Origin of the sequence: Nocardia brevicatena NBRC 12119 (genome assembly GCF_000308495.1) — a bacterium.
Lineage (GTDB): Bacteria > Actinomycetota > Actinomycetes > Mycobacteriales > Mycobacteriaceae > Nocardia > Nocardia brevicatena.
Map to the genome: position 1 here is coordinate 31,035 of NZ_BAFU01000021.1, position 24,617 is coordinate 55,651.

General features: G+C 66.1%; 25 protein-coding genes and 1 pseudogene. 12 read left to right on the forward strand and 14 right to left on the reverse strand.

The genetic code is table 11. The features are described 5' to 3' along the window. Positions 1-490: 490 nt before the first annotated feature. The 3 genes and pseudogenes from ON20_RS36090 to ON20_RS04760 all read left to right on the forward strand — a co-directional run. Positions 491-619: pseudogene (locus tag ON20_RS36090) on the forward strand (exodeoxyribonuclease III); the annotation flags it as partial. 115 nt (positions 620-734) lie between these two features. Further along, positions 735-1,241 carry a guanyl-specific ribonuclease gene (locus tag ON20_RS04755; RefSeq protein ID WP_040833709.1) on the forward strand — a complete coding sequence of 169 codons (507 nt, stop codon included), beginning with the start codon at positions 735-737 and terminating at the stop codon, positions 1,239-1,241. After that, positions 1,241-1,780, forward strand: coding sequence for a barstar family protein (locus ON20_RS04760; RefSeq protein WP_040833710.1), 540 nt, complete (start codon positions 1,241-1,243; stop codon positions 1,778-1,780). The genes ON20_RS04755 and ON20_RS04760 overlap by 1 nt, the downstream gene beginning before the upstream one ends. A gap of 48 nt (positions 1,781-1,828) precedes the next feature. Here ON20_RS04760 and ON20_RS04765 read toward each other — a convergent pair whose 3' ends face one another. Then, on the reverse strand, positions 1,829-2,464 hold the full coding sequence (locus ON20_RS04765) for a TetR/AcrR family transcriptional regulator (protein WP_040833711.1): 636 nt from the start codon (positions 2,462-2,464) through the stop codon (positions 1,829-1,831). Between the two features lie 119 nt (positions 2,465-2,583). Here ON20_RS04765 and ON20_RS04770 point away from each other — a divergent pair, with 119 nt between their 5' ends. From ON20_RS04770 to yhjD, 3 genes are all read left to right on the forward strand, one after another. Next, entirely contained in the window at positions 2,584-3,564 is a 981-nt protein-coding gene (locus tag ON20_RS04770) for an oxygenase MpaB family protein (RefSeq protein ID WP_245547055.1), read from the forward strand. A gap of 21 nt (positions 3,565-3,585) precedes the next feature. Next, on the forward strand, positions 3,586-4,620 hold the full coding sequence (trpS, locus tag ON20_RS04775; RefSeq protein WP_040833712.1) for a tryptophan--tRNA ligase: 1,035 nt from the start codon (positions 3,586-3,588) through the stop codon (positions 4,618-4,620). 147 nt (positions 4,621-4,767) lie between these two features. Next, positions 4,768-5,793, forward strand: a complete 1,026-nt coding sequence (gene yhjD, locus ON20_RS04780) for an inner membrane protein YhjD (protein WP_040833713.1) — start codon at positions 4,768-4,770, stop codon at positions 5,791-5,793. Between the two features lie 86 nt (positions 5,794-5,879). Here yhjD and ON20_RS37790 read toward each other — a convergent pair whose 3' ends face one another. Together ON20_RS37790 and ON20_RS04790 are read right to left on the reverse strand one after the other, a co-directional pair. Next, positions 5,880-6,398, reverse strand: a complete 519-nt coding sequence (locus ON20_RS37790; protein WP_245547057.1) for a hypothetical protein — start codon at positions 6,396-6,398, stop codon at positions 5,880-5,882. A 172-nt stretch (positions 6,399-6,570) separates the two neighbouring features. Next, a complete protein-coding gene (locus ON20_RS04790) occupies positions 6,571-7,863 on the reverse strand; it encodes a D-alanyl-D-alanine carboxypeptidase family protein (RefSeq protein ID WP_083864651.1) in 1,293 nt (430 codons plus the stop codon). Positions 7,864-8,056: 193 nt separating this feature from the next. On the opposite strand from ON20_RS04790, the gene ON20_RS04795 reads away from it, so the two are divergent. After that, positions 8,057-10,681 carry an ATP-binding protein gene (locus tag ON20_RS04795; RefSeq protein ID WP_157228696.1) on the forward strand — a complete coding sequence of 875 codons (2,625 nt, stop codon included), beginning with the start codon at positions 8,057-8,059 and terminating at the stop codon, positions 10,679-10,681. A 99-nt stretch (positions 10,682-10,780) separates the two neighbouring features. On the opposite strand, the gene ON20_RS04800 is transcribed toward ON20_RS04795, so the two are convergent. Next, the gene (locus ON20_RS04800; protein WP_040833715.1) at positions 10,781-11,683 is read right to left on the reverse strand and encodes a phenylalanine 4-monooxygenase; all 903 of its coding nucleotides are present in this window, start codon (positions 11,681-11,683) and stop codon (positions 10,781-10,783) included. A gap of 100 nt (positions 11,684-11,783) precedes the next feature. Between ON20_RS04800 and ON20_RS04805 the strand changes: the two genes are divergently transcribed. Together ON20_RS04805 and ON20_RS04810 are read left to right on the forward strand one after the other, a co-directional pair. Beyond that, positions 11,784-11,987 (forward strand): type II toxin-antitoxin system VapB family antitoxin, encoded by a 204-nt coding sequence (locus ON20_RS04805; RefSeq protein ID WP_040833716.1) that lies wholly within the window; start codon positions 11,784-11,786, stop codon positions 11,985-11,987. Positions 11,988-12,080: 93 nt separating this feature from the next. Beyond that, positions 12,081-12,773: a JAB domain-containing protein gene (locus ON20_RS04810; protein WP_174361853.1), complete on the forward strand. Its 693-nt coding sequence runs from the start codon at positions 12,081-12,083 to the stop codon at positions 12,771-12,773. A 6-nt stretch (positions 12,774-12,779) separates the two neighbouring features. On the opposite strand, the gene ON20_RS04815 is transcribed toward ON20_RS04810, so the two are convergent. The 7 genes from ON20_RS04815 to sdhC form a co-directional block, all read right to left on the reverse strand. Continuing rightward, the gene (locus tag ON20_RS04815; RefSeq protein ID WP_051161655.1) at positions 12,780-13,697 is read right to left on the reverse strand and encodes a metal ABC transporter permease; all 918 of its coding nucleotides are present in this window, start codon (positions 13,695-13,697) and stop codon (positions 12,780-12,782) included. 5 nt (positions 13,698-13,702) lie between these two features. Then, positions 13,703-14,437, reverse strand: coding sequence for a metal ABC transporter ATP-binding protein (locus tag ON20_RS04820; RefSeq protein WP_040833717.1), 735 nt, complete (start codon positions 14,435-14,437; stop codon positions 13,703-13,705). Further along, positions 14,434-15,378 (reverse strand): metal ABC transporter substrate-binding protein, encoded by a 945-nt coding sequence (locus ON20_RS04825; RefSeq protein WP_083864655.1) that lies wholly within the window; start codon positions 15,376-15,378, stop codon positions 14,434-14,436. The genes ON20_RS04820 and ON20_RS04825 overlap by 4 nt, the downstream gene beginning before the upstream one ends. Positions 15,379-15,525: 147 nt before the next feature. Beyond that, the gene (locus tag ON20_RS04830; protein WP_040833718.1) at positions 15,526-16,305 is read right to left on the reverse strand and encodes a succinate dehydrogenase iron-sulfur subunit; all 780 of its coding nucleotides are present in this window, start codon (positions 16,303-16,305) and stop codon (positions 15,526-15,528) included. After that, positions 16,305-18,074 carry a succinate dehydrogenase flavoprotein subunit gene (sdhA, locus tag ON20_RS04835; protein WP_040833719.1) on the reverse strand — a complete coding sequence of 590 codons (1,770 nt, stop codon included), beginning with the start codon at positions 18,072-18,074 and terminating at the stop codon, positions 16,305-16,307. The genes ON20_RS04830 and sdhA overlap by 1 nt, the downstream gene beginning before the upstream one ends. Before the next feature lie 93 nt (positions 18,075-18,167). Beyond that, positions 18,168-18,599, reverse strand: coding sequence for a succinate dehydrogenase hydrophobic membrane anchor subunit (locus tag ON20_RS04840; protein ID WP_040833720.1), 432 nt, complete (start codon positions 18,597-18,599; stop codon positions 18,168-18,170). A 4-nt stretch (positions 18,600-18,603) separates the two neighbouring features. After that, positions 18,604-19,002, reverse strand: coding sequence for a succinate dehydrogenase, cytochrome b556 subunit (sdhC, locus tag ON20_RS04845; protein ID WP_040833721.1), 399 nt, complete (start codon positions 19,000-19,002; stop codon positions 18,604-18,606). A 306-nt stretch (positions 19,003-19,308) separates the two neighbouring features. Here sdhC and ON20_RS04850 point away from each other — a divergent pair, with 306 nt between their 5' ends. The 3 genes from ON20_RS04850 (at position 19,309) to ON20_RS04860 (ending at position 22,341) form a co-directional block, all read left to right on the forward strand. Then, on the forward strand, positions 19,309-19,710 hold the full coding sequence (locus ON20_RS04850) for a cytidine deaminase (protein WP_040833722.1): 402 nt from the start codon (positions 19,309-19,311) through the stop codon (positions 19,708-19,710). A gap of 75 nt (positions 19,711-19,785) precedes the next feature. Continuing rightward, a complete protein-coding gene (locus ON20_RS04855; protein ID WP_040833723.1) occupies positions 19,786-21,084 on the forward strand; it encodes a thymidine phosphorylase in 1,299 nt (432 codons plus the stop codon). Positions 21,085-21,243: 159 nt separating this feature from the next. Next, positions 21,244-22,341 (forward strand): adenosine deaminase, encoded by a 1,098-nt coding sequence (locus ON20_RS04860; RefSeq protein WP_040833724.1) that lies wholly within the window; start codon positions 21,244-21,246, stop codon positions 22,339-22,341. Between the two features lie 212 nt (positions 22,342-22,553). Here ON20_RS04860 and ON20_RS04865 read toward each other — a convergent pair whose 3' ends face one another. From ON20_RS04865 to ON20_RS04875, 3 genes are all read right to left on the reverse strand, one after another. Beyond that, positions 22,554-23,825, reverse strand: coding sequence for a SatS C-terminal domain-containing protein (locus tag ON20_RS04865; RefSeq protein ID WP_040833725.1), 1,272 nt, complete (start codon positions 23,823-23,825; stop codon positions 22,554-22,556). Positions 23,826-23,851: 26 nt separating this feature from the next. After that, positions 23,852-24,199, reverse strand: coding sequence for a YbaB/EbfC family nucleoid-associated protein (locus tag ON20_RS04870; RefSeq protein ID WP_040833726.1), 348 nt, complete (start codon positions 24,197-24,199; stop codon positions 23,852-23,854). Positions 24,200-24,275: 76 nt separating this feature from the next. Beyond that, positions 24,276-24,617: hypothetical protein (locus ON20_RS04875; protein WP_040833744.1), on the reverse strand; the 342-nt coding region annotated here is incomplete at its 5' end.

The window sequence follows — 24,617 nt, forward strand, 5'->3', positions numbered from 1 at the left end:
CCCTGGGTGCCACGGTCACGCTCCGAGGCGTGCCCCATGTTCTCTAGAGAACATGGGGCGACTGGGCCGCTTGCCAATTCCCGCAGTCGGACAACCGGTGTGACGGCACGGCTGCATTCAGCAGCCAGGTGGGCACCCGGAACGGCACCCACGCCACTCCCTACCCAGTGCCGGAGACCCTGCCCGCACCCCCACCCCTCCTGTGCGTGAGATAGGCCCATATGCCCGAGGGCGGGCCGCAGGAGGGCACGGAGGGGGGCACCCCCCACCCGTGCCGGTAATTCAGCTCGGGGGGAGACGGGCAGCTATGCCTGAGAGCGGACCACCGTGCCCCGGGGAGGGGCATACCCCACTCCCGAGCGGGTGTCTCATAAACGATCTTGGGCTCAACCGGTCACTGCATCACCGCATGGGTGATCATGTCGGCGTGGAGGGTTCGGTGCGGGACTACGGGTTGTCACCTGCTGGTCAGGACGAGTTGTGGAGACGGTGGCGGATCGACTACCAGTTGGCGACGCCGGATCTGGCCGATCGGGCGAAACAGGCGGTGGTCGAGCGGGCCGCGACATACGCGCAGCGCTGGTCCGACCACGCCCCGGTGACGGTCCAATACCGGTGAGCCCGCCCATCCGGCGGTGTGCTCGTCGATCGGTAACCGCCAAGCGCTAATGTGCCGAGCTGTTGGACGGATTCTCGCCCCCGGTATCGGCCGCGGGTGCGGGTCGGGAAGGGGATTGGCCGTGCGGGCGAAAGTTCTGAGGATTCTCTCGGCGTTGGGCGCCGCGGTGGTGGCGATTGCCGTCGCCGTGTTGAGCGCCCAGAGCGGGGACGAGGCGAGCGTCTTTTCTGCCGCCGAATCGATAACGGGGACGTCGAACGTGTCCACGGTCGGGAGTGCGAAACCGGCACCGGGCATGGTGACAACGGCGACCGATGCCGCGGTCGTCCCCAAGGTCGCCGGTGTACCGGAGCGGGCATACCGCACCCTGGAGGAGATCGATGCGGGCCGTTGGCCGGATTCTGCGAACGCGCCCGGCACCAAGGGCGGTGAGCGTTTCGGGAACCGGGAAGGCCGGCTGCCCGATACCGATTCCGTGGGTCGGACGGTCACCTACCGTGAATGGGACGTGAACCCCAAGCGGCCCGGCCGGTCCCGTGACGCCGAGCGCATCGTCACCGGCAGTGACGGTTCGGCCTGGTACACCGGCGACCACTACGAGACCTTCACGAGGATGCGCTGATGCCCGAATCCGTTCCGCTCGCCCGCTTTCTGACCCGTCCCGGGCATACCGAGACCGACGAGCCCGTCGCGGCGAAGGTGAATGCGAACGCCGGTGCCGAAGTGGAAGGTGCGCCGAGTCGCACCGGCGAACCCGTTCTCGGTGCGGTCACGGCGGATGCCGCCGAATTCAGCGGGGTGCGATACCAGGCCCCGTCCGGATATCAGGTGCGGGAACTACGCGGTGATCGGATGCGCACCGTGGCGGGACTGTTCGACGAGTTCGCGGCGGCGCTGCAATTTCCGTACTACTTCGGTGCGAACAAGGACGCGTTCGACGACTGTCTGCGTGATCTGGACGATTTCCTCGGCCCCGCACCCGGCTATGTCGTGGTGATCCGGGACGCCGACCAGGTGTTGGCCGAGACCCCCGACGAACGGCAGTGGCTCGGTGCCGCACTGCGCGAATGCGCGCGGTTCTGGTCCGGGCAGGACGTCGCGTTCCGGGTCGTGCTGCAGGGCAACCCGGAAGGGCTGCCCGCCGTCGCGGTGGTTCTGTAGTACATACGGCCATGTCCGTCCGGGCCGGCCGCGAGGGCTGTGGCGTGTTCAGTCGAGGCGGCCGGCCAGGTCCTCGCCGAGTAGTACGAAGACGTCGGTTGTGTATTCGATCAGTTGGTCGCGATCGATGGGCAGGTCGCCGCGCAGCCAGCCGGTGAGGGTTTGGACCAGGCCGCCCACCAGGTAGGTGGCGCGGAAATCGATCGCCGGGTCCGGCTCGGGATCGGTGATTCCGTAGAACACGATGCCCTCGGTGGCGACCATCCGCGCGAAGGTGCGGGTGGTTTCGGTGGTTCGTGCCCGCAGTTCGGGTGTCGCCATGGAGGCCACCAGCGCCACCTCGGCCTTACGGGGATCGTCGGTGAGCACGTGGACACCGGCGGTTATGGCGGCGTGGGCCTTGGCCCGGGTATCGGCGGGAGCGGCCTCGAGGGCGGTGAGGATGGCGGCGGCGAGCTCGGCCGCGATGCCCTCGAGCAGTGCCGTGAGCACCTCGTCGCGGCTGCCGAAGCTCTCGTAGTAGTAGCGCTCGTTGAGTCCGGCGCGAGTGCACATCCCGGAGACGGTGAGTTTGGCCAGGCCCTGGGTGCCGATGATCTCCAGCGCCGCCTCCAACAGCGCGGCCCGCCGCTGCGCTCGTCGCTGCTGGGCGGAGACTCCGCCATACGTTCGCTGCGCTGTCACCTCTCCGATTCTGGCAGGTGTCGTTTCGGAGCCGGACGGTATGCCGTTGTGCTGGGATTTCGTCGAATTCGGGCAGTAGTTGTTGCCAGAATTCGAAATCTGGTGGATGCTATTGCCAGATGCTCGACGAGGAGCTCGACCAGGAGGCTGCCATGGCCGTGCCCACTGCCGACACCGGCTACTTCACCGATGACTCGATGATTCGACGGGTTATGCGCAAACGCGCCGTCGGTCTCACCTACGGGCTGCGGGCACTGGTGATCGGTGCGGTCCATCCCCTGCTGTACGTCGGCACCGCCGAGAGCACCCAACACCGCACCATGCCCTACACCCGGCTGGCGCTCACCGGGAAACTGTTCGAGGCCGTGTTCTTCGGCACCCGAGAGGAAGCCGACCGGGCCCTCGCCTTCACCGGGAAGAAGCACGCCCGGGTGGCCGGCGCGCTCCCCGAGGACGCGGGCGACAAGCATCCGGCCGGGACCGCCTACTCGGCCTACGATCCGCATCTGATGTTCATGACCATGGCGTTCACCTTCGAATCCGCCGAGGTCATGCACGACCTGCTGGTGCGCCGGCTCGGCGACGGCGAGCGCGAGGACCTGTACCAGGACTATGTGCGCTGGGGTGAGCTGTTCGGAATGCCGCGCGAGGCGGCGCCGGCCGACTACCCGGCCTTCCGCCGGTACTACGACGACTACCTGACCTCCGACGAGGTGTACCTCACCGACGAGGCCCGCCGGGTCGGCCAGTACCTGGCCGGACAGCAGGTTCCATACCCACCGCCGGTGCCGCTGCGCCAGGCGGAGACCGCGTTCTTCCTACTCGTCCAGGGCAGTCTGCCGCCGCGGATACGGCGGATGTACGACATCCGCTGGGGGATCGCCGAGGAAATGACCCACCGCACCCTGACCCACGCGGTACGCACCGCCCACGGTGTGCCGTCGTGGCTGGTAATGCCCCGGATACGCACCGCCCTGAACGGGCCGAGCGCCCCGGTGTACCGGATCATCACCAAACGGGAGCAGGATCTCGTCCGACGCGGCCTGCCGAGCATGCCGGGTATCGATCCGCGCAATTGGGCGGAGCGAAATTCCGCTTGAACCACATGCGAAGATCGAGGCATGTCCAGTCCTGCCCAGACCCCGGCCGCCGGGGACCGCAAACAGCGGGTGCTGTCCGGGATCCAGCCGACCAGCGCCTCGTTCCATCTCGGCAACTATCTCGGTGCCCTGCAGTACTGGGTGACCCTGCAGGACGATTACGACGCGCTGTACTTCATCCCGGACCTACACGCGATCACGGTGCCGCACGACCCGAAAGAACTGCGTAACCGCACTCGCCGCGCCGTCGCCCAGCTGCTCGCCATCGGTATCGACCCGAAACGGTCCACCCTGTTCGTGCAGAGCCAGGTGCCCGAGCACGCCGAGCTGACCTGGGTGCTCAGCTGTATTACCGGTTTCGGTGAAGCGAGCCGGATGACGCAGTTCAAGGACAAGTCGGTGAAACAGGGGACCGACAACACCACCGTCGGGTTGTTCACCTACCCGGTGCTGATGGCCGCCGACATCCTGCTGTACCGGGCGCATCAGGTGCCGGTCGGGGAGGATCAGCGCCAACACCTCGAGCTCACCCGCAATCTCGCGCAGCGGTTCAACAGCCGATTCAAGAAGACCTTCGTGGTGCCGGAGGCGCATATCGTCAAGGGCACCGCCAAGATCTACGACCTGCAGGACCCCACCTCGAAGATGAGCAAATCGGCCTCGTCCGAGGCGGGGTTGATCAACCTGCTCGACGATCCGAAGATCACGGCGAAGAAAGTGCGCTCGGCGGTCACCGACACCGGGCGCGAGATCCGCTACGACCCCGAGAACAAGCCGGGTATCAGCAACCTGCTGGTGATCCTGTCCTCGCTCACCGAGATCCCGATCGTCACCCTGGAACTCGACTACACCGGCCGCGGTTACGGCGACCTGAAATCCGATGTGGCCGACGCTCTGGTCGAATTCCTCACGCCATTGCGGACGAAAGTGGAAGAGTATTTGGCGGATCAGGGCGAACTCGACCGAATCCTCGCCTCCGGAGCCGAGCGTGCACGCGAGATTGCCGGCAAAACGCTCGCACAGGTCTACGATCGGATGGGTTTTCTCGCCTCTTGACCCGGTCGCGAGCCGGCGGCCGAGCGAGGCGACAGCGAAGCCGCCCATCGGACACGGCGGCGCAGCGTCAGGCCCGGAGGCGGTAGCGCAGTGTGACCACGAAGGGGCAGCGAAGCCGCCCATCGGACACAGCGGAGGGCAGGGCTGGTGCAGGCGATCGACAATATCAAAGCCACGGTGGAGCGTCAGGTCCAGCAGCGGCCGTGGCTCGACCATCTGGTGCGTACGGCAGGCAGATACCAGCGGCAGCGCGGTGATCACTACGCGGCGGGAATCACGTATTTCACTGTGCTGTCGCTGTTCCCGCTGCTCATGGTCGCGTTCGCCGTGGCCGGTTTCGTCCTGGCCGGTAATGCGGAGCTGCTGAGGGAATTGCAGGACCGGGTGGTGGACAATATCCCGGGTGAAATGGGTGGTCAGCTCAACGACCTGATCGATCAGGCCGTCAGCTCGCGCGCCACGGTGGGTGTTCTCGGTCTGCTCACCGGCCTGTACTCCGGCCTGGGCTGGATGGCGAACCTGCGTGCGGCACTGACCGAACAGTGGGAACAGCAGAGAGATGACGGCAGCTGGTGGCGCACCAAACTCTCCGATTTGGGGGCGCTGATCGGACTCGGGCTGGCGTTCGTCGTCTCGCTGGGATTATCGGCGGTCGCGTCGAGCGGGGTCGGCCGGCGGCTGCTCGAACTCGCCGGGCTCGCGGAGATGCCCGGGGCCCGGCTGGTGCTGTGGGTGCTGTCCACGGCGCTGGCGCTGCTGGCCTCATGGGCGGTATTCGTATGGATCATCGCGCGTCTGCCACGGGAACCGGTCACCCTGTCCAGCGCGGTGCGGGCCGCGGCTCTCGCGGCGGTGGCGTTCGAGGTGTTCAAGATGGTGGCCTCGATCTACCTGCAGTTGGTACTGAACTCACCGGCGGGCGCCGCATTCGGTTCGGTCATCGGCATCATGGTGTTCAGCTACGTGGTGTATCGGATCATCCTGTTCGCGACCGCGTGGGCGGCGACCACCCGAGAGAACGAGCAGCTTGCGCCGGCTCCCGTCCCCGGCCCGGCGATCATCCGACCGCGGGTGGCGCCGCCCGCCGGGATATCCCGCGCAGGTGTGGCGGCCTTGTTCGGGGTGGGACTTGTTGCTGCGCTGGGGCTCAGCCGATTGCGACGTGATCGCTAGGCCGAAAAACCACCGAGATCCCCCAGCGCGGTGAGCGACCGCTCGGCCCGGAAATCTCTGTCGGTGCACCTGGTACGAGGAGATGTTCAGGGCGTCGAGGAAGGTTCGTTCGCCGGCGCGGATCCTCGGCCGCTCGAACCGGAATGGGCCTCGAGGGTGCTGTGGCACGCGGCGCGATACGGCAGTACGAACATGTACAGCCCGGAGAACAAGAGTAGGGCGAGCGGGAGCAAGGGCAGGTAGGACACCCAGACGACGGGTTCCGGCAGAGCCAACGCGACGAAGGTCGCGAGGACGGTCACCGCGAAGACAGCGGCCGCCCAGCGGTGCAGTTGCCATATCCATCGTGCGGACGAGCGAGCCCGCGGCCCGGAGGTCCGGTGGGGTGGGAGATCCCCGGTTCGCCCGCCGCGCCGGGTCACGGCGAACGGCAGTACATATAGGTAGAGGCCGGAGAACAGAAGTACGGCGAGTGGGGGCAGCGGAAGATAGGACATCCAGACCGGCCCCTGTAGTGCCGAGGCGGCGATGGCGATGACGACGGTGGCCGTGAAAACCATGGCCACCACCCGGTGCGTCTGCCGAACCCGCTTGTTCCGGTTCATTGCGTTCTCCTCCGACATCGATCTCGCGTTTCCGGCGATCTGCCGCGCGAATGTCGATGACGACGCTAATGACGGCCCTGTGACCAGCGCTTCTCGATTCCTGATCACTTGTTCCGCGGTCGGCCGCACTCGGAACCGAGGATTGAGCGCAGGGGCGGGACCGACCGGCGGGTCAGCGGCGGGTGCGGATGTGCCAGGTCCACAGCAGACCGGTGGGTATCAGTACCAGCGCGCCGATCATCGCCAGAATGCGCCACTGCTCTCGGTTGTCCCCGGTCGGCGGCTGTGCCAGATGACCGACCTTCTCCCCGGGTGGCGCGGCCAGAACCGCGGCGTCGGACTCGGTTTCCGGCTCGTCGCCGGGTAGTTCGCCGACCGATTTCGCCGGGTCGAGCGCGAAACCGTAGTCCAGCAGCCGGGCGGCCTGTTCCCACGGGCGAATCGGCAGCACATCGGCCTGCAACAGGGTGACCGCGAGCCGCCGGCCATCGCGTTCGGCCCCGGCGACGAACGTCTGGCGAGCGTCGTCGGTATAACCGGTCTTACCGCCGAGCGCGCCCGGATAGTTGTAGAGCAACTGGTTGTCGTTGCCGATCGAGAAGCCGGGATGGTCGGTATCGCCCGGAATGGTCGGATTCGGCGGGTAGCCGGGGAAATCGAGCTGCTCGGTGCCGATGATCTCGGCGAACAGCGGAATGGACATGGCCTCCCGGAACAGCAGCGACAGATCGTAGGCCGATGTGCTCATCCCGGGACCGTCCAACCCGGACGGAGTGGCGGCGCGAGTATCGAAGGCGCGCAGGGTTTTCGCCAGGTCGTTCATTTTCGCCACGGCCGCGTCGTCGCCGCCGAACTGGGCGGCGATGGCATGGGCCGCGTCGTTGCCGGATGTTATGAGCAGCGCCTGCAGCAACTGGCGGTTGGTGTAGCGCCCGCCGGGGCCGATACCGACCCGGGTGCCCTCCACATCCGCGTCGGCCTGGGTGCCGACCACGACCTTGTCCAGGTCCAGGGTGCGAAATGTGAGGGTGGCAAGCAGCACCTTGATCGTGCTGGCGGGGCGGTAGCGGCCGTGCGGGTCCTTGGCCGCCACGACCGCGCCGGTGTCCAGATCCGACACCACCCAGGCGGTCGCCGAAATATCCGACGGTACCGGCGGCGCCCCCTCCGGTACCACGATTCCGCAGGTGGCGAGCCTTTCCCCGCCTACGGGCCGATCCGGCACCGGCAGCGGAGCCGGGGGCTTCTCACCCGGTTCGGGCACCTCCGACAGGTCGATCGGCGGCGGCGGTTGCGTTTTCTGCGGGCAGTGGGCGGTATCGGGTGTGGCGAACGGTGTCGACATGGGAGGCGGCTGGCTCGCCGCAGGTCCGCACAGCGTGATCGGTCCGACCGCCAGTGCGGCGGCGGTGAGCACCGGCCAGATTCGGCGCACGGTGCGATGGTGGAGCTCCCAGACGTTCATCGGATGAAGGGTAACGCGGATATCTCGTCTTTCAGAGCGGGCGCAACCGAGGTTGTAGGGGCGGGTGATGGATGCTGTACCAGTGTCCTGTTAACAGATCTGTTCACCCACGTCGAGACCGGACCGGCAGGCCGGCCCCGGGACTGACCTCGAAGAGATGCGTAGTGACCGGATCGAAGTTAGGCTTATGGCCATGTATCGGACACGAACCGGTACACGGCTGGCGGCTTCGGATATGTTCGTCGGCCGCGAGTCGGAAATCGAGAAGATCATTACCTTGCTGTTGGGCACGGCACGGTTGGTCACCTTGACAGGTCCGGGTGGGATCGGAAAAACACGACTGGCCGCGGAGGTCGTCTCTCGGTTTGGCAAAGCCGCCCGCACCTCGGTGTACTGGGTACGACTGGTGCGATTGCCCGCAGGCGCGGATACCGTGGCGGTGGAACTGGAAGTCGCGCGATCGGTTCTCGACGCCGACTCGTCCGTACGACCGACTGTGGACGAACTACTCGACAAGCTGACCTGCGCCGATGAACGGGGCAAGGCTCCGCGCACCATAGTGGCGATGGACAACTGTGAGCACGTACTGGAGAGTGTGGCTCAGGTCTGTGCCGAGTTGCTGGATGCGGTGCCAGGACTGGTCATCCTGGCGACCAGCCGTGAACCGATCGGCTGGATGGACGAGTTTCTGTTCCCGGTCCCTCCGTTGACACAGGAGCAGGGCTTGACCCTGTTCCGGGCACGCGCCGAACTCGCAGGTCGGCCGCTGACAGATACCGACCAGATCGCGATGGCCCGCGTGGTATGCCATCATGTGCACAACCATCCCCTGTTCATCCGTCTGGCGGCCGCGCGACTATTGCGTCAACCTCTGGCGGTGCTTCTTCGAGAACTCAGCGGCGAGGCGAGCGATGAGCGTTTGCAGTGGTCGCACGGGCCCAGGTTCGGCACGGAGACACGCCACCGCGGGGTCGGCGACGTCATCGCCTGGTCCTATGAGCTGTGCACCGACAAGGAACGCCTGCTTCTGGACCGCATGTCGGTATTCGCCGCCGGTTACGACACCAACCCCGACGACGATACCGCCGGGTCCGTCCTCGATGTGGGAGCTGAACTGGAAGCCGTCGAAGCCGTCTGCTGCGACGAGCGGACGGCCGATGACGGCGAGAAGCTCATACACGAGAGCGAGGGGATAGGGGGGCTGGCGCGAGAGGAGATCAAATATCTGCTCGAGCGTCTGGTGGACCAATCCTTGGTCATCGCTCACATCACTCCGATAACGGTGCGGTACTCCCTTTTGGAAAGTATTCGCATATTCGCCCGACAACGACTGCAATCACGCTCTACCGATGAGACGGACGAACCGGCACGAGTGGCCAGAAGGCACCGAGAATACTACCGAAACAAGTTGGCTCAGGAGCGCGGTGATTGGTTCTGTCCTGTGGAGTACGACTCGGTGGGTTGGGCCCGCGCCGCGTTGGACAACCTCTTGGTTGCGATTGAGACAAGTCTCACGACACCAGGCCAGGCCGCGCTCGGCTTGGAGATCTCGATGAGCCTGATCACCCTACGAGGGTTCATGTTCCCCGGCTCCATGTGGGAGATGCGTCAACGGACCGAGCGGGCTTTGTCGGCGACCCGCTCTCTGAGTCCACAGCCTGTCGAGCTCCAGATGACGGCCATGGCGCTCATCGGGTGGGCGGCGTTGTGCCAAGGTGAGCACGAGGACGCCGAGCGCATGCTCGAGGCCTGTATCGATATCTGTATCGATGATCCGCAGACCAAGCAAACCTGGCGGCAGACCGCGAACGCCTCCGATCTGCCCGTGTCCGTGGCGCTGGTGTGGGGCATGGAACTGCTTCAGGTTCATCGAGACCCGAGGGCAATCGAAGTGTTGGGATGCGCCCGCAAAAGGTTCGAGGAACTCGGAGGCCGCCGCAGTGCGATTATGTCGGCTCAGTGGGAGTCGTATGCGGTCAGTTTGCTCGGAACGAAACAGCAAGCGTTGGACATAGCGCAACGTCATCTCGAGCGCACCAATGCTTCCGGGGTGCGCTGGATGAAGTACTGGGGCGGGTTGGCGTGGGCGTTCGCGCTGGCCATGCACGGCGATCCCACCCAGGCCCTGGCCGGAGAGCGGGCCACATTGTCCTACTACCTGGAAATAGGCGACCAATGGGGTGCGCTTTTGGCGGTCCAGTTTCGGAGCTGGTCATTGGCGCGGATCATCACCAATCTGATCGCGGACGGGCATACCGATCGAGCCCGGCTTTGCACACTCGCCAAGGAAACCGCTCAACTGATCGGCGGGGCCGAAACCCTTCGTAGGGAGCTGGGTGCCGAGGTGGCGGTAAGCGGGCCCTTCGGTGATGAGACGGCCAAGGCCATCGACGTGGCCCGCGGTGTGCTGGGCGCTGAAGCATACGCCGCGGTCGAAAGGCAGGGCTCATTGTTGCGTCCGGAATCGAACGAGGTGCAGCGACTGGCACTGGGCACGTTGTCGCTGGAGAAGATGGCGGCCGGTCACCCGGCCCACACCGCCGCCCCGTCGCATTGGAGCCAGTTGTCAACAGCTGAGCAAGAGGTCGCGATCCTGGCGGCCTCGGGATGGACGAACGCCGCGATAGCCCTTCGTCGAGGAAGCTCTTGCCGGACCGTCGACGCGCAGATCGCCGCAGTCCTTCGTAAACTGGCGATCACCTCACGCAAGGACATCATCGCATTCGTCCCCAAACACCAGACCGGCCGAATCCGCGCCGAAATATCGAAACGACCTCATCTCGGCCGTGGACGACGAGAATCTCAACAGCTTCGTTGAATCCACGGTGCCTGAAGATTTCGGACAGCCGCTGATGGACAACGACTCGATGTCGATGCCCGGCCGCTGTGTCGTTGGCGGTTCACTGCCCCTGCGTGGTCACGCTGCGCTACCGCCTTCGAGGCCGGCGCGCAGCCGCAGGGGGGTCTCGTCGTCCATCTCGGCGAAGAACCCGCCTATCGCCTCCTCGATCTCGGCGATTGATTCGGCGCAGTACAGAACGGGCTGGTAACGGGTGATGTCATAGGTCGCGGTGCCCATGGCCGCGAGATCGAGCGGGCGCAGCTCGGCGTGGCGAAATTCCGCTATCTCCCCATACGACGAGAGCAGGCCGGCTCCGTAACACCGCACTTCGCCGTGTTCGCGGAGCACCCCGAACTCCATCGAGAACCAGAACACATTCGCCAGGAACCTCAAGGCAGTCTCGGTGGTCAGCCGGGTCACCGCCGCGCCGACCGCGGCGTAGACGGCGGCGAAACGGGGACTGGCGAGCTGATTGGCATGTCCGATCACCTCGTGTACGGCATCCGGCTCCGGGGTGTACAGAGGGGCGGAATGATGACGGATGTATTGGGTGGCGTGGAAGGTTCGATCGGCGAACGATCCGAAGAACTCGCGCAGGGGAACCAGACCGGCGGCGGGAACATACCGGAACCCGGTCAGTGGTTCCAATGCCGCCGACACCTCGTCCAGTTGCGGAATATGGTCGACCGGCAGGGCGAGCCGCACGGCCGCGTCCAGTATTTCCGCGCAGGCATAGCGACGGTGTCGACGGGCCAGTTCGGCCGAGACGATCTGCCATACCCGCTGTTCGTCGGGTGTGTAGTCGATATGCGGAACCGGTGTGCCAGGGGCGTGTCCCAGGGCCAGGGCGGCGATGGCGTTGCGGCGGGCCCGGTATTCGGGGTCGCGCACGCCGGGATGCTCGTCACTCAGGTGCACCGTGACATCACCGTCGTGGCCGCGAATCACCGGTGAATACAGCCGAGCTTCGGTGAACATGTCTCAATGCAAGCACTGTCCCGTCGTTCTCACAATGAATCCGCCGACAGCTGGGCAAACTATCTGGCTGGTGACTGCCGATGTTCTTCAGGAGGGTGGTATGCGGATGGTGCGGATCGATCTTGACCAGAAATTACTTGCGGCGGCGGGCGCGGTTCTCGGCACCTCGGACAGCAGGGCCACCATCACAGAGGCATTGCGCCGCATCGTCGTACATGAACGGCAGCGCCAACATATGGAGCGCCTCGCCGCGTCCGCGCTCACCGGGCAACCATCCCGGAAGCCGAACGTGGTCGAGGACTGATCCATCCGAGACGGACCCAATATCCGCCGAACCTGTCGGTCTCTGCCGGCATGATTCGATGGCGCGCAACCACCACCGAACACAGGGGGAGTCTTGTCGGTATCAATCGCCGATCTGCCTTTCGATCAGCGCCCGCGGGAGCGGCTGGTCGCATTGGGTCCGCAGTCGCTCAGCGACGCTGAACTGCTGGCGCTGCTGCTGCGGCACGGTCGTCGTGGGGAGAACGCACTCGAACTCGCCGCCGCGCTGCTGGCCGAATACGGCGGTGTGGCTGGGCTGTCCACGGCGCGGCCTGAGGAGTTGGCCCAACGGTATGGGGTGGGGGCGGCGAAAGCGGCGGCGGTGGCCGCGGCGTTTCAGCTGGCTGCCCGGGCCCGTGTCACCTCGGATCCGGCGCCGCTGTTGGCTTGTGCCGACGCTGTGCGGCGTGCGGCGTGGCCATTGTTCGCCGGCGCACGGGTGGAACGACTGTTGGTGTTGATCTGCGATGCGCGCCATCGGTTGCGTCGGCGGGTTTTCGTGGCGGAGGGTGCCATCGACCAGGTGGCGGTGCCGGTCCGGGAGATCCTCAACGCGGTACTGCGGCACGACGGGAAGGCCTTCGCGATCGTGCACAATCATCCGTCGGGTGATCCGACACCCAGTTTCGACGACCGCCGGGCCACAACCCTGCTGGTCGAGGCCGCGAACACCGTCGGGCTGCGGTTTCTCGATCATATAGTGATCGCGGGGGAGCGGTGGAGCCAGGCCGAGCCATTGGCCCGGCCGGAGATATCCGGTCTGTGAGAAGTATCAGTGTTCCGGAGAAGGGGTGGTTCCCGTCGGCTGCGCGGCCCGCGGCGCGGTGTCGGATCGGCGGCGTAGTCGAGCAGCGGCGGATCGCCTGCCGAGAATTCCATATCGAGGGGCGAACAGGTACGCCAGGATGAACACCGCCCCTTGGGCGACCACGATGGTGCCGCCGGGGGCGGTGTCGAGGTGGTAACTGATGTAGAGGCCTACGACGGCACAGCAGGCGGACAGCGTCGGCGCGATGAGCAGCATCCGGCCGAACCGGTCGGTGAGCAGGTATGCCGTGGAGCCCGGGATGATGAGCATGGCCACCACCAGGATGACGCCGACTGCCTGCAGGGCGACCACCGAGGTGAGGGCGAGCAGGCCGAGCAGTGCCGCGCCCAGCAGCCGGGGGCTGAGCCCGATGGCGAAGGCGTGGGTGGAGTCGAAGGCGTAGAGGGTGAAATCCCGTCGTTTCAGGAGCAGGACGGTAAAGACGATCGCGGCCAGGACGGCGATCTGGGCGAGCTCCGAGGGAGCCACGCCGAGCAGGTTGCCGAAGATGATGTGGTTGAGGTCGGTTTGGCTCGGTGTCACCGAGACCAGTACCAGGCCGAACGCGAACAGCGTGGTGAACACGATGCCGATGGCGGCGTCCTCTTTCACCCGGCTGGTGTCACGGACCACCCCGATCAGCGCGACCGCGAGGAAGCCGAAGATCACCGCGCCCACCGCGAACGGCACGCCCGCGATATAGGCGAGCACCACCCCGGGCAGTACCGCGTGTGAGACCGCGTCGCCCATCAGTGACCAGCCGATCAACACCAGCCAGCACGACAGCAGGCCACATACCACCGCGGCGATGATGCTGGTGGTGAACGCGCGGATCATGAACGCGTACTGGAGTGGTTCGAGAAGAAGCGTGCCGATATCCATGCCGTTCACCGCTGCTCCAGCACATCGAGTCCGAAGGCCAGCGCCAGGTTCTCCGGCCGCAATGCCTCCTCGGGGGCAGCGTGCATGAGCACCTTTCGCAGGAGCAGCACCGCCTCGTCGGCCAGGTCGGGGAGGGCGTGCAGGTCGTGGGTGGAGATCAGGATTGTCGCCCCGTCGGCGGCCAGTTCCCGCAGCAGGCGGGTGAGGGTGGCCTCGGAGCGTTTGTCCACCCCGGCGAAGGGCTCGTCCAGCAACAGCACGCTCGCGCCCTGCGCGATGCCGCGCGCCACGAACGCCCGTTTGCGCTGGCCGCCGGACAGTTGGCCGATCTGGCGGTCGGCCAGCTCGGTGAGGTGCACCCGGGCCAGGGCCATGTCCACGGAGTCGCGGTCGGTGCGGCGGGCCCGGCGGGTGAATCCCATCCGTCCGTAGCGGCCGGTTGTCACCACGTCCCGCACCGACAGCGGGAACGACCAGTCCACCGCCTCGCTCTGTGGGACGTAGCCGACCACTCCCGCCCGCCGCGCCGCGGCCGGTTTCTCGCCGTTGACCTGCACCGTGCCGTGCTCCGGAGTGATCAGGCCCATGATCGCTTTCAACAGGGTCGACTTCCCGGCCCCGTTCATTCCGATCAACCCGCATACCCGGCCCGGATGCACGGTCAACCGCACCCGGTCCAGCGCGAGCACCTCGCCGTAGCGCACAGTGACATCGTCGACATGGAGAGCGGGGACGGTCATGGCTTGCTCCTGGTGAGTGCCGCGGCGATGGTTTCGGTATCGTGGCGGATCAGGTCCAGATAGGTCGGCACCGGTCCGTCGGCCTTCGAGAGCGAATCGACGTAGAGCACCCCGCCGAATCTCGCGCCGGTGGCTTCCGCCACCCGCCGCATCGGCGCGTCGGATACGGTCGATTCGCAGAACACCGCCGGTACCGCGTTGTTCCGGACGAACTCGATAACGCCCGTGATCTGTTGCGGGGTGGCCTGCGCCTCGGAGTTCACCGGCCAGATGTAGCGTTCGCTCAGGCCGGTGTCGCGAGCCAGGTAGGAGAAGGCCCCTTCGCAGGTCACCAGGGCTCGCTGGCTACGCGGCAGCGCGTTCACGGCGGCGACGAGTTCGTCGTGTACCTGTTGCAGGCGCGCCTTGTAACGCTCGGCGTTGGCACGGAAATCGGCGGCGTGTTCCGGGGCGAGTCCGGAGAACGCGGTGACCATGTTGTCGACATAGATGCGTACGTTCAGCGGTGACATCCAGGCATGCGGGTTGGGTTTGCCCCGGTAGGCGCCGCCGGTGACGTCCATCGGCTGCACTCCGTCGCTGACGGTGACGTGCTCGACATCGATACCGGAGACGAACTGGGCGAACCAGCCCTCCAGATTCAATCCGTTGTCCAGGATCAGATCCGCTTTGGCCGCCTTCTTGATATCCCCCGGTGTGGGCTCGTAGCCGTGGATCTCCGCTCCCGGTTTCGTCAGGGATTCCACCACCAGGTGTCCACCCGCCACATTCGCCGCGATATCCGCGAGCACGGTGAACGTCGTCACCACCACCGGATCCCCGCTGCGGGGCAGATGAAACGAAGCGCATCCGACGGCCGTGAACGCCAGACCGCAGACCGCGAGGAGGGCGCCGATCCGTGACACCACTCGCGTCCCTTTGCCGGAACGCCGATTGACCATATCCGAATTTTAATGTTCGGTATACCTAATCCTCAAGTTTGCGTTATGTAACGGAAACAGCTCCCGGCCCGGGGTGTAAAACCGCGAAGGCCGCTCCGTCACAGTGACGGAGCGGCCTTCGCGTTACCGCGATACCCGCGACAAGGTTCAGCGGGCGAACATGAGCGCGCGCTTGACCTCCTGGATCGCCTTGGTGACCTCGATACCGCGCGGGCAGGCGTCCGTGCAGTTGAAGGTCGTGCGGCAGCGCCACACCCCCTCCACGTCGTTGAGGATGTCCAGGCGTTCCCGGGCGCCCTCGTCCCGGCTGTCGAAGATGAAGCGGTGCGCGTTCACGATCGCGGCCGGGCCGAAGTAGCTGCCGTCGTGCCAGTACACCGGGCACGAGGTGGTGCAGCAGGCGCACAGGATGCACTTGGTGGTGTCGTCGAACCGGGCACGGTCGGCCTGACTCTGGATGCGTTCCTTGGTGGGCTCGTTACCCGTGGTGATCAGGTACGGCTTCACGGCGCGGAACGCGTCGAAGAACGGCTCCATGTCCACGATCAGGTCCTTCTCCACGGGCAGACCGCGGATCGGTTCGACGGTGACCGTGATGGGCTTGCCGCTGCGGGGCAGCATGTCCTTCATCAGCACCTTGCACGCCAGCCGGTTCACGCCGTTGATGCGCATGGCATCGGAGCCGCACACCCCGTGCGCGCAGGAGCGGCGGAAGGTCAGGGTGCCGTCCAGATAGGACTTGATGTAGATGAGGATATTGAGGAAACGGTCCGTCGGCAGGGCGGGGACCTGGAACGATTCCCAGTGTTGGCCCTTACCGTCCTCGGGGTTGAACCGCGCCACCTTGACGGTGATCATGGTCGAGCCCTCGGGAACCGGCGCGGGGCTCGCCGCCGACGCAGCGGAATTCTCGGCTACAGCGGTCATCAGTACTTACGCTCCATCGGCTCGTAACGGGTCTGCACCACCGGCTTGAAGTCCAGCCGGATATCCGACAGCAGTTCCGTGCCTTCCTTGTAGGCCATCGTGTGCCGCATGAAGTTCACGTCGTCGCGGTCGGGGTAGTCCTCGCGAGCGTGGCCGCCGCGCGACTCCTTGCGGTTGAGAGCGCCCACCACGGTGACCTCGGCCAGCTCCAGCAGGAAGCCGAGTTCCACGGCCTCGAGCAGATCGCTGTTGTAGCGGCGGCCCTTGTCCTGCACCGATACGCGGGCGTAGCGCTCCTTGAGCGCGTGGATATCGGTGAGGGCCTGCTTGAGGGTGTCCTCGGTGCGGAACACCGACGCATTGTTGTCCATCGACCGCTGCAATTCGGTACGGATATCGGCGACCCGCTCGTTGCCGTGGTCCGACAGCAGATTGGCCAGCCAGTCCTGCACCATCTGCGCCGGGTTCTCCGGCATATCCACGAATTCCACCCGATGGGCGTACTCGGCCGCCGCGATACCGGCGCGCTTGCCGAAGACATTGATGTCCAGCAGCGAGTTGGTGCCGAGGCGGTTGGCGCCGTGCACCGAGACGCACGCGCACTCACCGGCGGCGTACAGGCCGGGAACGATGTTGTCGTTGTCGCGCAGCACCTCGCCGTGGATGCGGGTGGGGATACCGCCCATCACGTAGTGGCAGGTGGGGAACACCGGCACCAGTTCCTTCACCGGGTCCACACCCAGGTAGGTGCGGGAGAACTCGGTGATATCGGGCAGTTTCTCCTCGAGCACGTCCTCGCCGAGGTGGGTCACGTCGATGTAGACGTAGTCCTTGTTGGGACCCGCGCCGCGGCCCTCCAGCACCTCGAGGACCATGGAACGGGCCACGATATCGCGCGGCGCGAGGTCCTTGATGGTGGGAGCGTAGCGCTCCATGAAACGCTCGCCGTCGGCATTGCGCAGGATGCCGCCCTCGCCGCGGACCGCCTCGGAGATGAGAATGCCCAGACCGGCCAGGCCTGTCGGATGGAACTGGTGGAACTCCATATCCTCCAGCGGCAGGCCCTTGCGGAACACGATCGCCATACCGTCACCGGTGAGGGTGTGCGCGTTCGACGTGGTCTTGTACATCCGCCCGGAACCGCCGGTGGCGAAGACGATCGCCTTGGCGTGGAAGACGTGCAGCTCACCGGTGGCCAGCTCGTAGGCGACCACACCGGTGGCCACGGGACCGCGATCGGTCTCGGCGAGCACCAGGTCGAGCACGTAGAACTCGTTGAAGAATTCCACGTCGTGCTTGACGCAGTTCTGGTACAGCGTCTGCAGGATCATGTGGCCGGTGCGGTCGGCGGCGTAGCAGGCGCGACGCACCGGGGCCTTGCCGTGGTCGCGGGTGTGCCCGCCGAACCGGCGCTGGTCGATCTTGCCTTCCGGGGTGCGGTTGAACGGCAGACCCATCTTCTCCAGGTCGAGCACCGCGTCGATGGCCTCCTTGGCCATGATCTCCGCGGCATCCTGGTCGACCAGGTAGTCGCCGCCCTTGACGGTGTCGAAGGTGTGCCATTCCCAGTTGTCTTCTTCGACATTGGCCAGCGCGGCGCACATACCGCCCTGCGCCGCGCCGGTGTGGCTGCGGGTCGGGTAGAGCTTGGTCAGTACCGCGGTGCGCGCCCGGGGTCCCGCCTCGATCGCCGCCCGCATACCCGCGCCACCGGCGCCGACGATGACGACGTCGTAGCGGTGCTCCTGGACCGGTCGGGTTTCACTCATGCCTGCGCCTCGCTTCGCGCGGCTCCGGCATGTGCGAAGCACGCTGTGTCATGGATTCGTTCGCTGCGCTCACTCATGCGAAGGAGACCGTTCCTAACTGATGTTGGGGTCGAAGGTGAAGATGACGTAGGTGCCCACGCCCATGACCAGGATCATCGAGATGACCAGCAGGGTCTTGAGCCAGAACCGGGTCGCGTCCTTGCGGGAGTAGTCGTCGATCACGGTACGCAGGCCGTTGCCGCCGTGCAGTTGCGCCAGCCACAGCATGGTCAGGTCCCAGACCTGCCAGAACGGGCTGGACCAGCGGCCGGCCACGAAGGCGAAGTTCACGCGCTTCACGCCGCCGTCGAGCAGCAGCATGATCGTCATATGGCCGAGGACCAGCAGGATCAGCGCGAGGCCGGAGAAGCGCATGAACAGCCACGCGTACTTCTCGAAGTTGCCGCGTGCGTGGCCGCGGGGGGAGCGGGGCAGATCCAGGCTCGCCGGACGATCGTAGGACTTGCCGAGAACGGGTGCGGTCATGGTCTCAGTGCTCCGTCAACAGTAGGTAGAACATGCGTCCGACAGCGGGCACGACCAGCACTACAAGCAGGCCCAGGATGCCCCAGAGCATCTGCTTCTGGTAGCGCGGACCCTGCGACCAGAAGTCGATCAGGATCACTCGCACGCCGTTGAGCGCGTGGAACAGCACGCAGAAGACCAGGCCCATCTCCATGAGCGCCACGATCGGCGTCTTGTATGTCTCGATCGTTGCGTCGTAGGTGGCGGGGCTGACCCGGACCAGTGCGGTATCCAGGACGTGCACGAAAAGGAAGAAGAACACGGTGACACCGGTTATCCGGTGGAGTGCCCAGGACCACATTCCGGGGTCGCCGCGGTAGAGCGTCTTGCGCTTCGGCTGAGCCGGAGCCTCTATCGTGGTCATAAGAGTTCGGTGCCTCCAACATCGTTGATGGACCCGGTCGAAGATCCGACACCGGCCGCAGCAGCCGAATCGCTGGAAGCAGTCCGCGTGCGGGGTGTATACCCAGCGGTTGCCGTATTCCGGCCCGCCGTCGGAACCTGAACCGATCTGATGTGGACTCTAATCCTCTGAGATTGGGGGAACTAATTCGGCGTGCCGTGCGTTGCGTAACACCCGGCTGGGTTAGGGTTGCCTTCGTTCGGTCGTGACGGGCTCCGCGACGGCTTTCGCATGCCCACTCGCCGACGCTGCCGCAGGAGGGCCGCGATGCCGGAAATCGAGTGGAAGACGTTGCGCGACAGTGCGTTTCAGGTCATGCGACATGCGTATGCCCCCTACTCGCGCTTTCCGGTCGGCGCGGCGGCGCTGCGCGCCGATGGCGCGATTGTGCGTGGCTGCAATGTGGAAAATGTCTCATACGGTTTAGGCCTGTGCGCAGAATGCGTACTCGTCGGTAACCATCAATCGACCGGAGGCGGTCGGTTGATGGCGGTATCGGTATGCGACTCGCGCGGCGAGATTCTCCTGCCCTGCGGCCGCTGCCGGCAGATGCTCTACGAGTTCGGCGGGGCCGAGATCCTGGTGGACCATCGCAACGGCCCGGTGCGGTTGGGAACGCTACTGGCCGACGCCTTCGGGCCCGACGATCTGAATGCCGGACGGACATGACCCCAAGCGGCCCGGCGTCGCGCCGGCCGACGGCTTCGCCCTACGACAGCACCCCTTTACTGTGAAACTGGGCGGATGACGGGATTCGACGCGGTATCGGTTATCACTACGAAACGGGACGGCGGGCAGCTCTCCCACGAACAGATCGACTGGGTGGTGGACGCTTTCACCCGCGGCGAAGTCGCCGACGAACAGATGTCGGCGCTGGCCATGGCGATCCTCTGGCGCGGGATGAACCGCCGGGAGATCGCGCGCTGGACCACCGCCATGCTCGACACCGGCCGCCGCCTGGACTTCACCGATCTGCCGCGCCCCACCGTGGACAAACACTCCACCGGCGGCGTCGGGGACAAGATCACGCTGCCGCTGGCTCCGCTGGTGGCCGCCTGCGGTGCGGCGATACCGCAACTGTCCGGCCGCGGACTCGGCCACACCGGCGGAACCCTCGACAAACTCGAATCGATACCGGGCTGGCACGCCGACCTCACCCCGGCGCGAATGCGCGAAATCCTGTCCGCCCCCGAGATAGGCGCCGTATGCTGCGCTGCCGGAGCCGACCTGGCGCCCGCCGATAAACGACTCTATGCCCTGCGCGATGTCACCGGCACCGTGGAATCCCTGCCGCTCATCGCGAGTTCGATCATGAGCAAGAAGATCGCCGAAGGAACCGCGGCCCTGGTCCTGGACGTGAAAGTCGGCTCCGGCGCACTGCTGAAAACTCGGGACGAGGCCCGTGAACTGGCCACCACCATGGTGGAGTTGGGTGCCGACAAGGGCGTGCGCACCGTCGCGCTGCTCACCGATATGTCGACCCCGCTGGGCCGCACCATCGGCAACGCGCTCGAAGTCGCCGAGGCCGTGGAGGTACTGGCCGGTGGCGGGCCCGCCGATGTCGTCGAACTCACCCTCGCCCTGGCCCGGGAAATGGCCGCTCTGGCCGGACTCGACACCGACCCGGCCGACGCCCTCGCCGACGGCCGGGCCATGGATCACTGGTGCGCCATGATCCGCGCCCAGGGCGGCGACCCGGACGCGCCGCTGCCCCGCGCCGCACACACCGAAACCGTCCACGCCGAGCGCGGTGGCACCCTGACCGGCCTCGACGCCCTCGCCGTCGGCAGGGCCGCCTGGCGGCTCGGTGCCGGACGCACCCGGCAGGGCGAAACCGTGCAGGCGGGTGCCGGCGTACGGCTGCACGCAGGCCGCGGTGACACCGTCGCCGCCGGACAACCCCTGCTCACCCTGCACACCGACACCCCGGCGGCGTTCCCCCGGGCCCTGGCCGCGCTGGAAGGCGCTATCACCATCACCGACGAACCCGACGCCCGACCCGCCGGTCCGCTGATCCTCGAACGAATCGGCGAACACCCGTGACCGCACGGTCGAACCGGCCGCCGCACGGGTACGCCATCCGGCCCACCGGCCCCGCGGGACGGGAAATCGCGGTGTACGAGGGCGAGCACCGGATGGCCACGCGAGATTACGTGCGCCGACTCGCCTGCCGAACCGGGACCGGACGACTACCGTCGTGGCATGACTGGACCGATGCCGTTGAATCTCGCCTCGATCCGCCAAGCGCCGAAGGCGCTACTACACGACCACCTGGACGGAGGGCTCAGACCCGCCACCGTATTGGAGCTGGCCGAGGACTGCGGCTACGACGGACTGCCCGCCGCCGACGCCGAAGCACTGGCCCACTGGTTCCGCGAGGCGGCCGACAGCGGATCACTGGTGCGGTACCTCGAGACCTTCGACCACACCGTCGCCGTCATGCAGACCCCGGACGGGCTGCGCCGCGTGGCCCGGGAATGCGCCGAGGACCTGGCCGCCGACGGTGTCGTCTACGCCGAGATACGGTTCGCCCCGGAACAGCACCTGGAACGGGGACTCACCCTCGACGAAGTGGTGGAACACACCCTGGCCGGCTTTCGACAGGGGGAGCAACTGGCGGCCGAGGCCGGCCGGCCGATCGTGGTGCGCTGCCTGCTGACCGCCATGCGGCACGCCGCGCGCTCCCGGGAAATCGCCGAACTCGCGGTCCGCTGGCGCAGCCAGGGCGTCTGCGGATTCGATATCGCCGGCGCCGAAGCCGGATACCCGCCCACCCGGCACCTGGACGCATTCGAATATCTGCGGGCCAACCACGCCCACTTCACCATCCACGCCGGAGAAGCATTCGGACTGCCGTCCATCCACGAAGCGCTCGCGTTCTGCGGCAGCGACCGCCTCGGGCACGGCGTACGAATCACCGACGATATCGACGTACCGGGCTCGATCGAGGACGCGCGACTGGGAGTGGTCGCCAACTACGTCCGGGACAAGCGAGTACCGCTGGAACTGTGCCCCTCGTCCAATGTGCAGACAGGGGCCGCCCCCTCACTGGACAAACACCCCTTCGACCTGCTGGCCCGGCTGCGGTTCCGCGTCACCGTCAACACCGACAACCGGTTGATGAGCGACACCAGCATGAGCCGGGAAATGCTGAAACTGGTGCAGACGTTCGGCTACGGGTGGAGCGATCTGGAACGGTTCACCATCAATGCCATGAAATCGGCATTCATCCCGTTCCCGGAACGCCTGCGCATCATCGACGACATCATCAAACCCGGCTACGCCGTGCTGATTGGTTAGGTCCGCGTTCCGCGCAAGCGTGTTCGCGGCCCCCTTGTGTCTCGTGTTTCGGCACCCGAGACTCGCGCCTTCGGCACATGCGCTTCGGGTGTCGAAACACGAGACGGGCCGCGAACGCGGCCGCGACGGCGCGGCCCCCGACGGGGTCAGTTTTAAAGAAGCTTGCGTGGGGGCTGCGGAGGCGGTGTGTCCGTGGGGTCGGGGTGGGGTGGTTATCGGGGGGACAGTTTGGACTCGAAGTAGCGTTCCAGGCCGCGCCAGGCCTCGGCCTCGGTGTCGAAGGGTGGGTTGGGGGCCATTCGGGTCGGGTCGGGATTCAGCAGGTAGGAGACGTACCAGCCCAGGGGGGAGGATTTGGCGAGGGCCTGTTCGACCGTGTCGTCCTCGGCGTAGTCGGCGGCGTCGGTGAACAGTTCGACCGCCAGGTCCAACTGTTCCACATCGACCGCCTCGGGGCCCTCGGCCAGGTCGTCGGCCAGGCCGGGCAGTACGTAGACGTTCTCGTCGGTGACCTCCACCTCCAGGGAACCGTCGATAGCGGCGGTCTGTACCTCGGCATAGGTACTCACCCGGGACAGATCGTGGTCGTGATCGTCGGCCAGGTAGCGGGCCAACGCCCGTTCGGAGCCGAACACCAGGATCGAACCCTTGGACCCGAGGAAGATCGGTTCGTCGTCCAGATAGCAGCGCAGGGTGAAATAGGTCGCGCCCGAAGCGACGATCTTGATGGGGTCGATGCCGACCTCGTCCCAGAACGACAGCTCCTCGTCGTCTTCGTCTTCGTCTTCGTCCTCGGTTTCGTCTTCGTCCTCGTCGAGGTCGACCGGTTCGAAATCCTCGTCGTCGGTGTCGGCGGCGTCCTCGGCGTCGACGATGTTCTCCTCGGCAGCGAGCAGCTCGGCTTCGGCGACCGCAACCGCCTCGGCAGCCACCTCCGGAGTGCGGACCACCGAATCGATGGCGTCGAGCACATCGTCCCAGTCCTTGGCCACCGCGGCACCGATCTGGTGCCATAGCTCCTCGCCCTCGCGGCCGGCGAAGGTATGCGCGCCGCCGGCCAGCGCGCCGAGCACCGGATGCGAACCGAAGAACTTGGTCACCGTATCGAGCTCGCATACCTCGCCGATATTGCGGGCCATGGTGAGGGTGTCCTCGAGTTCGGCGACGGAATCCACATCCGGATCACCCGCGACCAGCTCGGGAACACCGACCAGGTCGAAGGAATGATCGGCCTGCGGCTCCAGCTCCGCCGCCGACAGCCCCGCCACGATCTTCCACGCCGGATGATCGACCAGATCGTTGTCGTTGTCGGTCCGGATGAAGGCGGCCAGCTCCGCTACGGATTCGAAACCGTAGAGCGCGTCCTCGTTACCTAGGAACGCCTCCCACTCGTCGTCACCGTCACGCCATCGCGGTGCCCACAGGGTGACCAGATCGCCGTCGGTGAGACCGAGCTCGATCGGGACGATGTCTCCAGAAGCCATGTGCGGAAGCCTATCGAGCTTCCGGCTCAGGCACTATCCGACCCGGCCCCGGGTGTTCCCGCAGCGTCGCGCCGTTCCGGGGTGAACGACTCGTTCAGTGCCCCAATAACGTTCGACCGCTGATTTCCCGCGTCCTCAACGGCCTGCCCGCACGCCCAGATGATCAGCTGGGACACCTCGGCCGGCGGTAGCGACGTCACCGACTCGGATAGGTGCAGGGCCACCAGGGCGCCGCTGTCGTCCACCTCCACGGAAACCACGCCGTCCTCGGTGGCGAACCGCCCACGCACCTGCTTCAGGCCGTACAATGCGGCCTCCAGCGCCTCCAGTTTCCGGGTGGCCCCCGCCACCAGGGCATCCATCTCCGCACTCATGCTGTCTCGTCCTTTCGTGGCATGAACGGGCGCCCTGCGAGGTCACGCTCCGCTACCGCCTCCGGGCGCTGACCGCTCATACGGGCCGCATCCAGCTCGTCGGGCCGGTGTCGGCGTCATCGATGCGGTCCAGTTCGTCCACCGCCTGCTGCCGGGTGGGCAGCCCGAGACCGTCGAGGACCTCGTTCGGCATACCGGTTTCGGCCAGGATCTCCCGACGGCGGGCCTTGGCCGCGATGGTGGACCGCCTGGTGAGCCGAAGGATCTCGTCGGCCAGCGCCTGTGCGCCGTATCGGTATTCGCTGCGCTCGAACTTGATCTCCACCGGCATACCCTGGTCGGTGGCCCGGACGGTGATGGTGCCGGAGCGGTTCGTGCTGGTGGACACCGTCACATTGGGTATCCGCGGGGGCTGCTG

Coding starts and splice junctions, on each gene's coding strand:
- ON20_RS04805 (WP_040833716.1), top strand. CDS start 11,784: ATGCGGATGGTGCGGATCGATCTTGACCAGAAATTACTTGCGGCGGCG.
- ON20_RS04830 (WP_040833718.1), bottom strand. CDS start 16,305: ATGACCGCTGTAGCCGAGAATTCCGCTGCGTCGGCGGCGAGCCCCGCG.
- ON20_RS04770 (WP_245547055.1), top strand. CDS start 2,584: ATGCTCGACGAGGAGCTCGACCAGGAGGCTGCCATGGCCGTGCCCACT.
- ON20_RS04850 (WP_040833722.1), top strand. CDS start 19,309: ATGCCGGAAATCGAGTGGAAGACGTTGCGCGACAGTGCGTTTCAGGTC.
- ON20_RS04760 (WP_040833710.1), top strand. CDS start 1,241: ATGCCCGAATCCGTTCCGCTCGCCCGCTTTCTGACCCGTCCCGGGCAT.
- ON20_RS04855 (WP_040833723.1), top strand. CDS start 19,786: ATGACGGGATTCGACGCGGTATCGGTTATCACTACGAAACGGGACGGC.
- ON20_RS04825 (WP_083864655.1), bottom strand. CDS start 15,378: ATGGTCAATCGGCGTTCCGGCAAAGGGACGCGAGTGGTGTCACGGATC.
- ON20_RS04815 (WP_051161655.1), bottom strand. CDS start 13,697: ATGGATATCGGCACGCTTCTTCTCGAACCACTCCAGTACGCGTTCATG.
- ON20_RS04800 (WP_040833715.1), bottom strand. CDS start 11,683: ATGTTCACCGAAGCTCGGCTGTATTCACCGGTGATTCGCGGCCACGAC.
- sdhC (WP_040833721.1), bottom strand. CDS start 19,002: ATGACCACGATAGAGGCTCCGGCTCAGCCGAAGCGCAAGACGCTCTAC.
- sdhA (WP_040833719.1), bottom strand. CDS start 18,074: ATGAGTGAAACCCGACCGGTCCAGGAGCACCGCTACGACGTCGTCATC.
- ON20_RS04795 (WP_157228696.1), top strand. CDS start 8,057: ATGTATCGGACACGAACCGGTACACGGCTGGCGGCTTCGGATATGTTC.
- ON20_RS04820 (WP_040833717.1), bottom strand. CDS start 14,437: ATGACCGTCCCCGCTCTCCATGTCGACGATGTCACTGTGCGCTACGGC.
- ON20_RS04865 (WP_040833725.1), bottom strand. CDS start 23,825: ATGGCTTCTGGAGACATCGTCCCGATCGAGCTCGGTCTCACCGACGGC.
- ON20_RS04860 (WP_040833724.1), top strand. CDS start 21,244: ATGACTGGACCGATGCCGTTGAATCTCGCCTCGATCCGCCAAGCGCCG.
- ON20_RS04870 (WP_040833726.1), bottom strand. CDS start 24,199: ATGAGTGCGGAGATGGATGCCCTGGTGGCGGGGGCCACCCGGAAACTG.
- ON20_RS37790 (WP_245547057.1), bottom strand. CDS start 6,398: ATGAACCGGAACAAGCGGGTTCGGCAGACGCACCGGGTGGTGGCCATG.
- ON20_RS04840 (WP_040833720.1), bottom strand. CDS start 18,599: ATGACCGCACCCGTTCTCGGCAAGTCCTACGATCGTCCGGCGAGCCTG.
- ON20_RS04790 (WP_083864651.1), bottom strand. CDS start 7,863: ATGAACGTCTGGGAGCTCCACCATCGCACCGTGCGCCGAATCTGGCCG.
- trpS (WP_040833712.1), top strand. CDS start 3,586: ATGTCCAGTCCTGCCCAGACCCCGGCCGCCGGGGACCGCAAACAGCGG.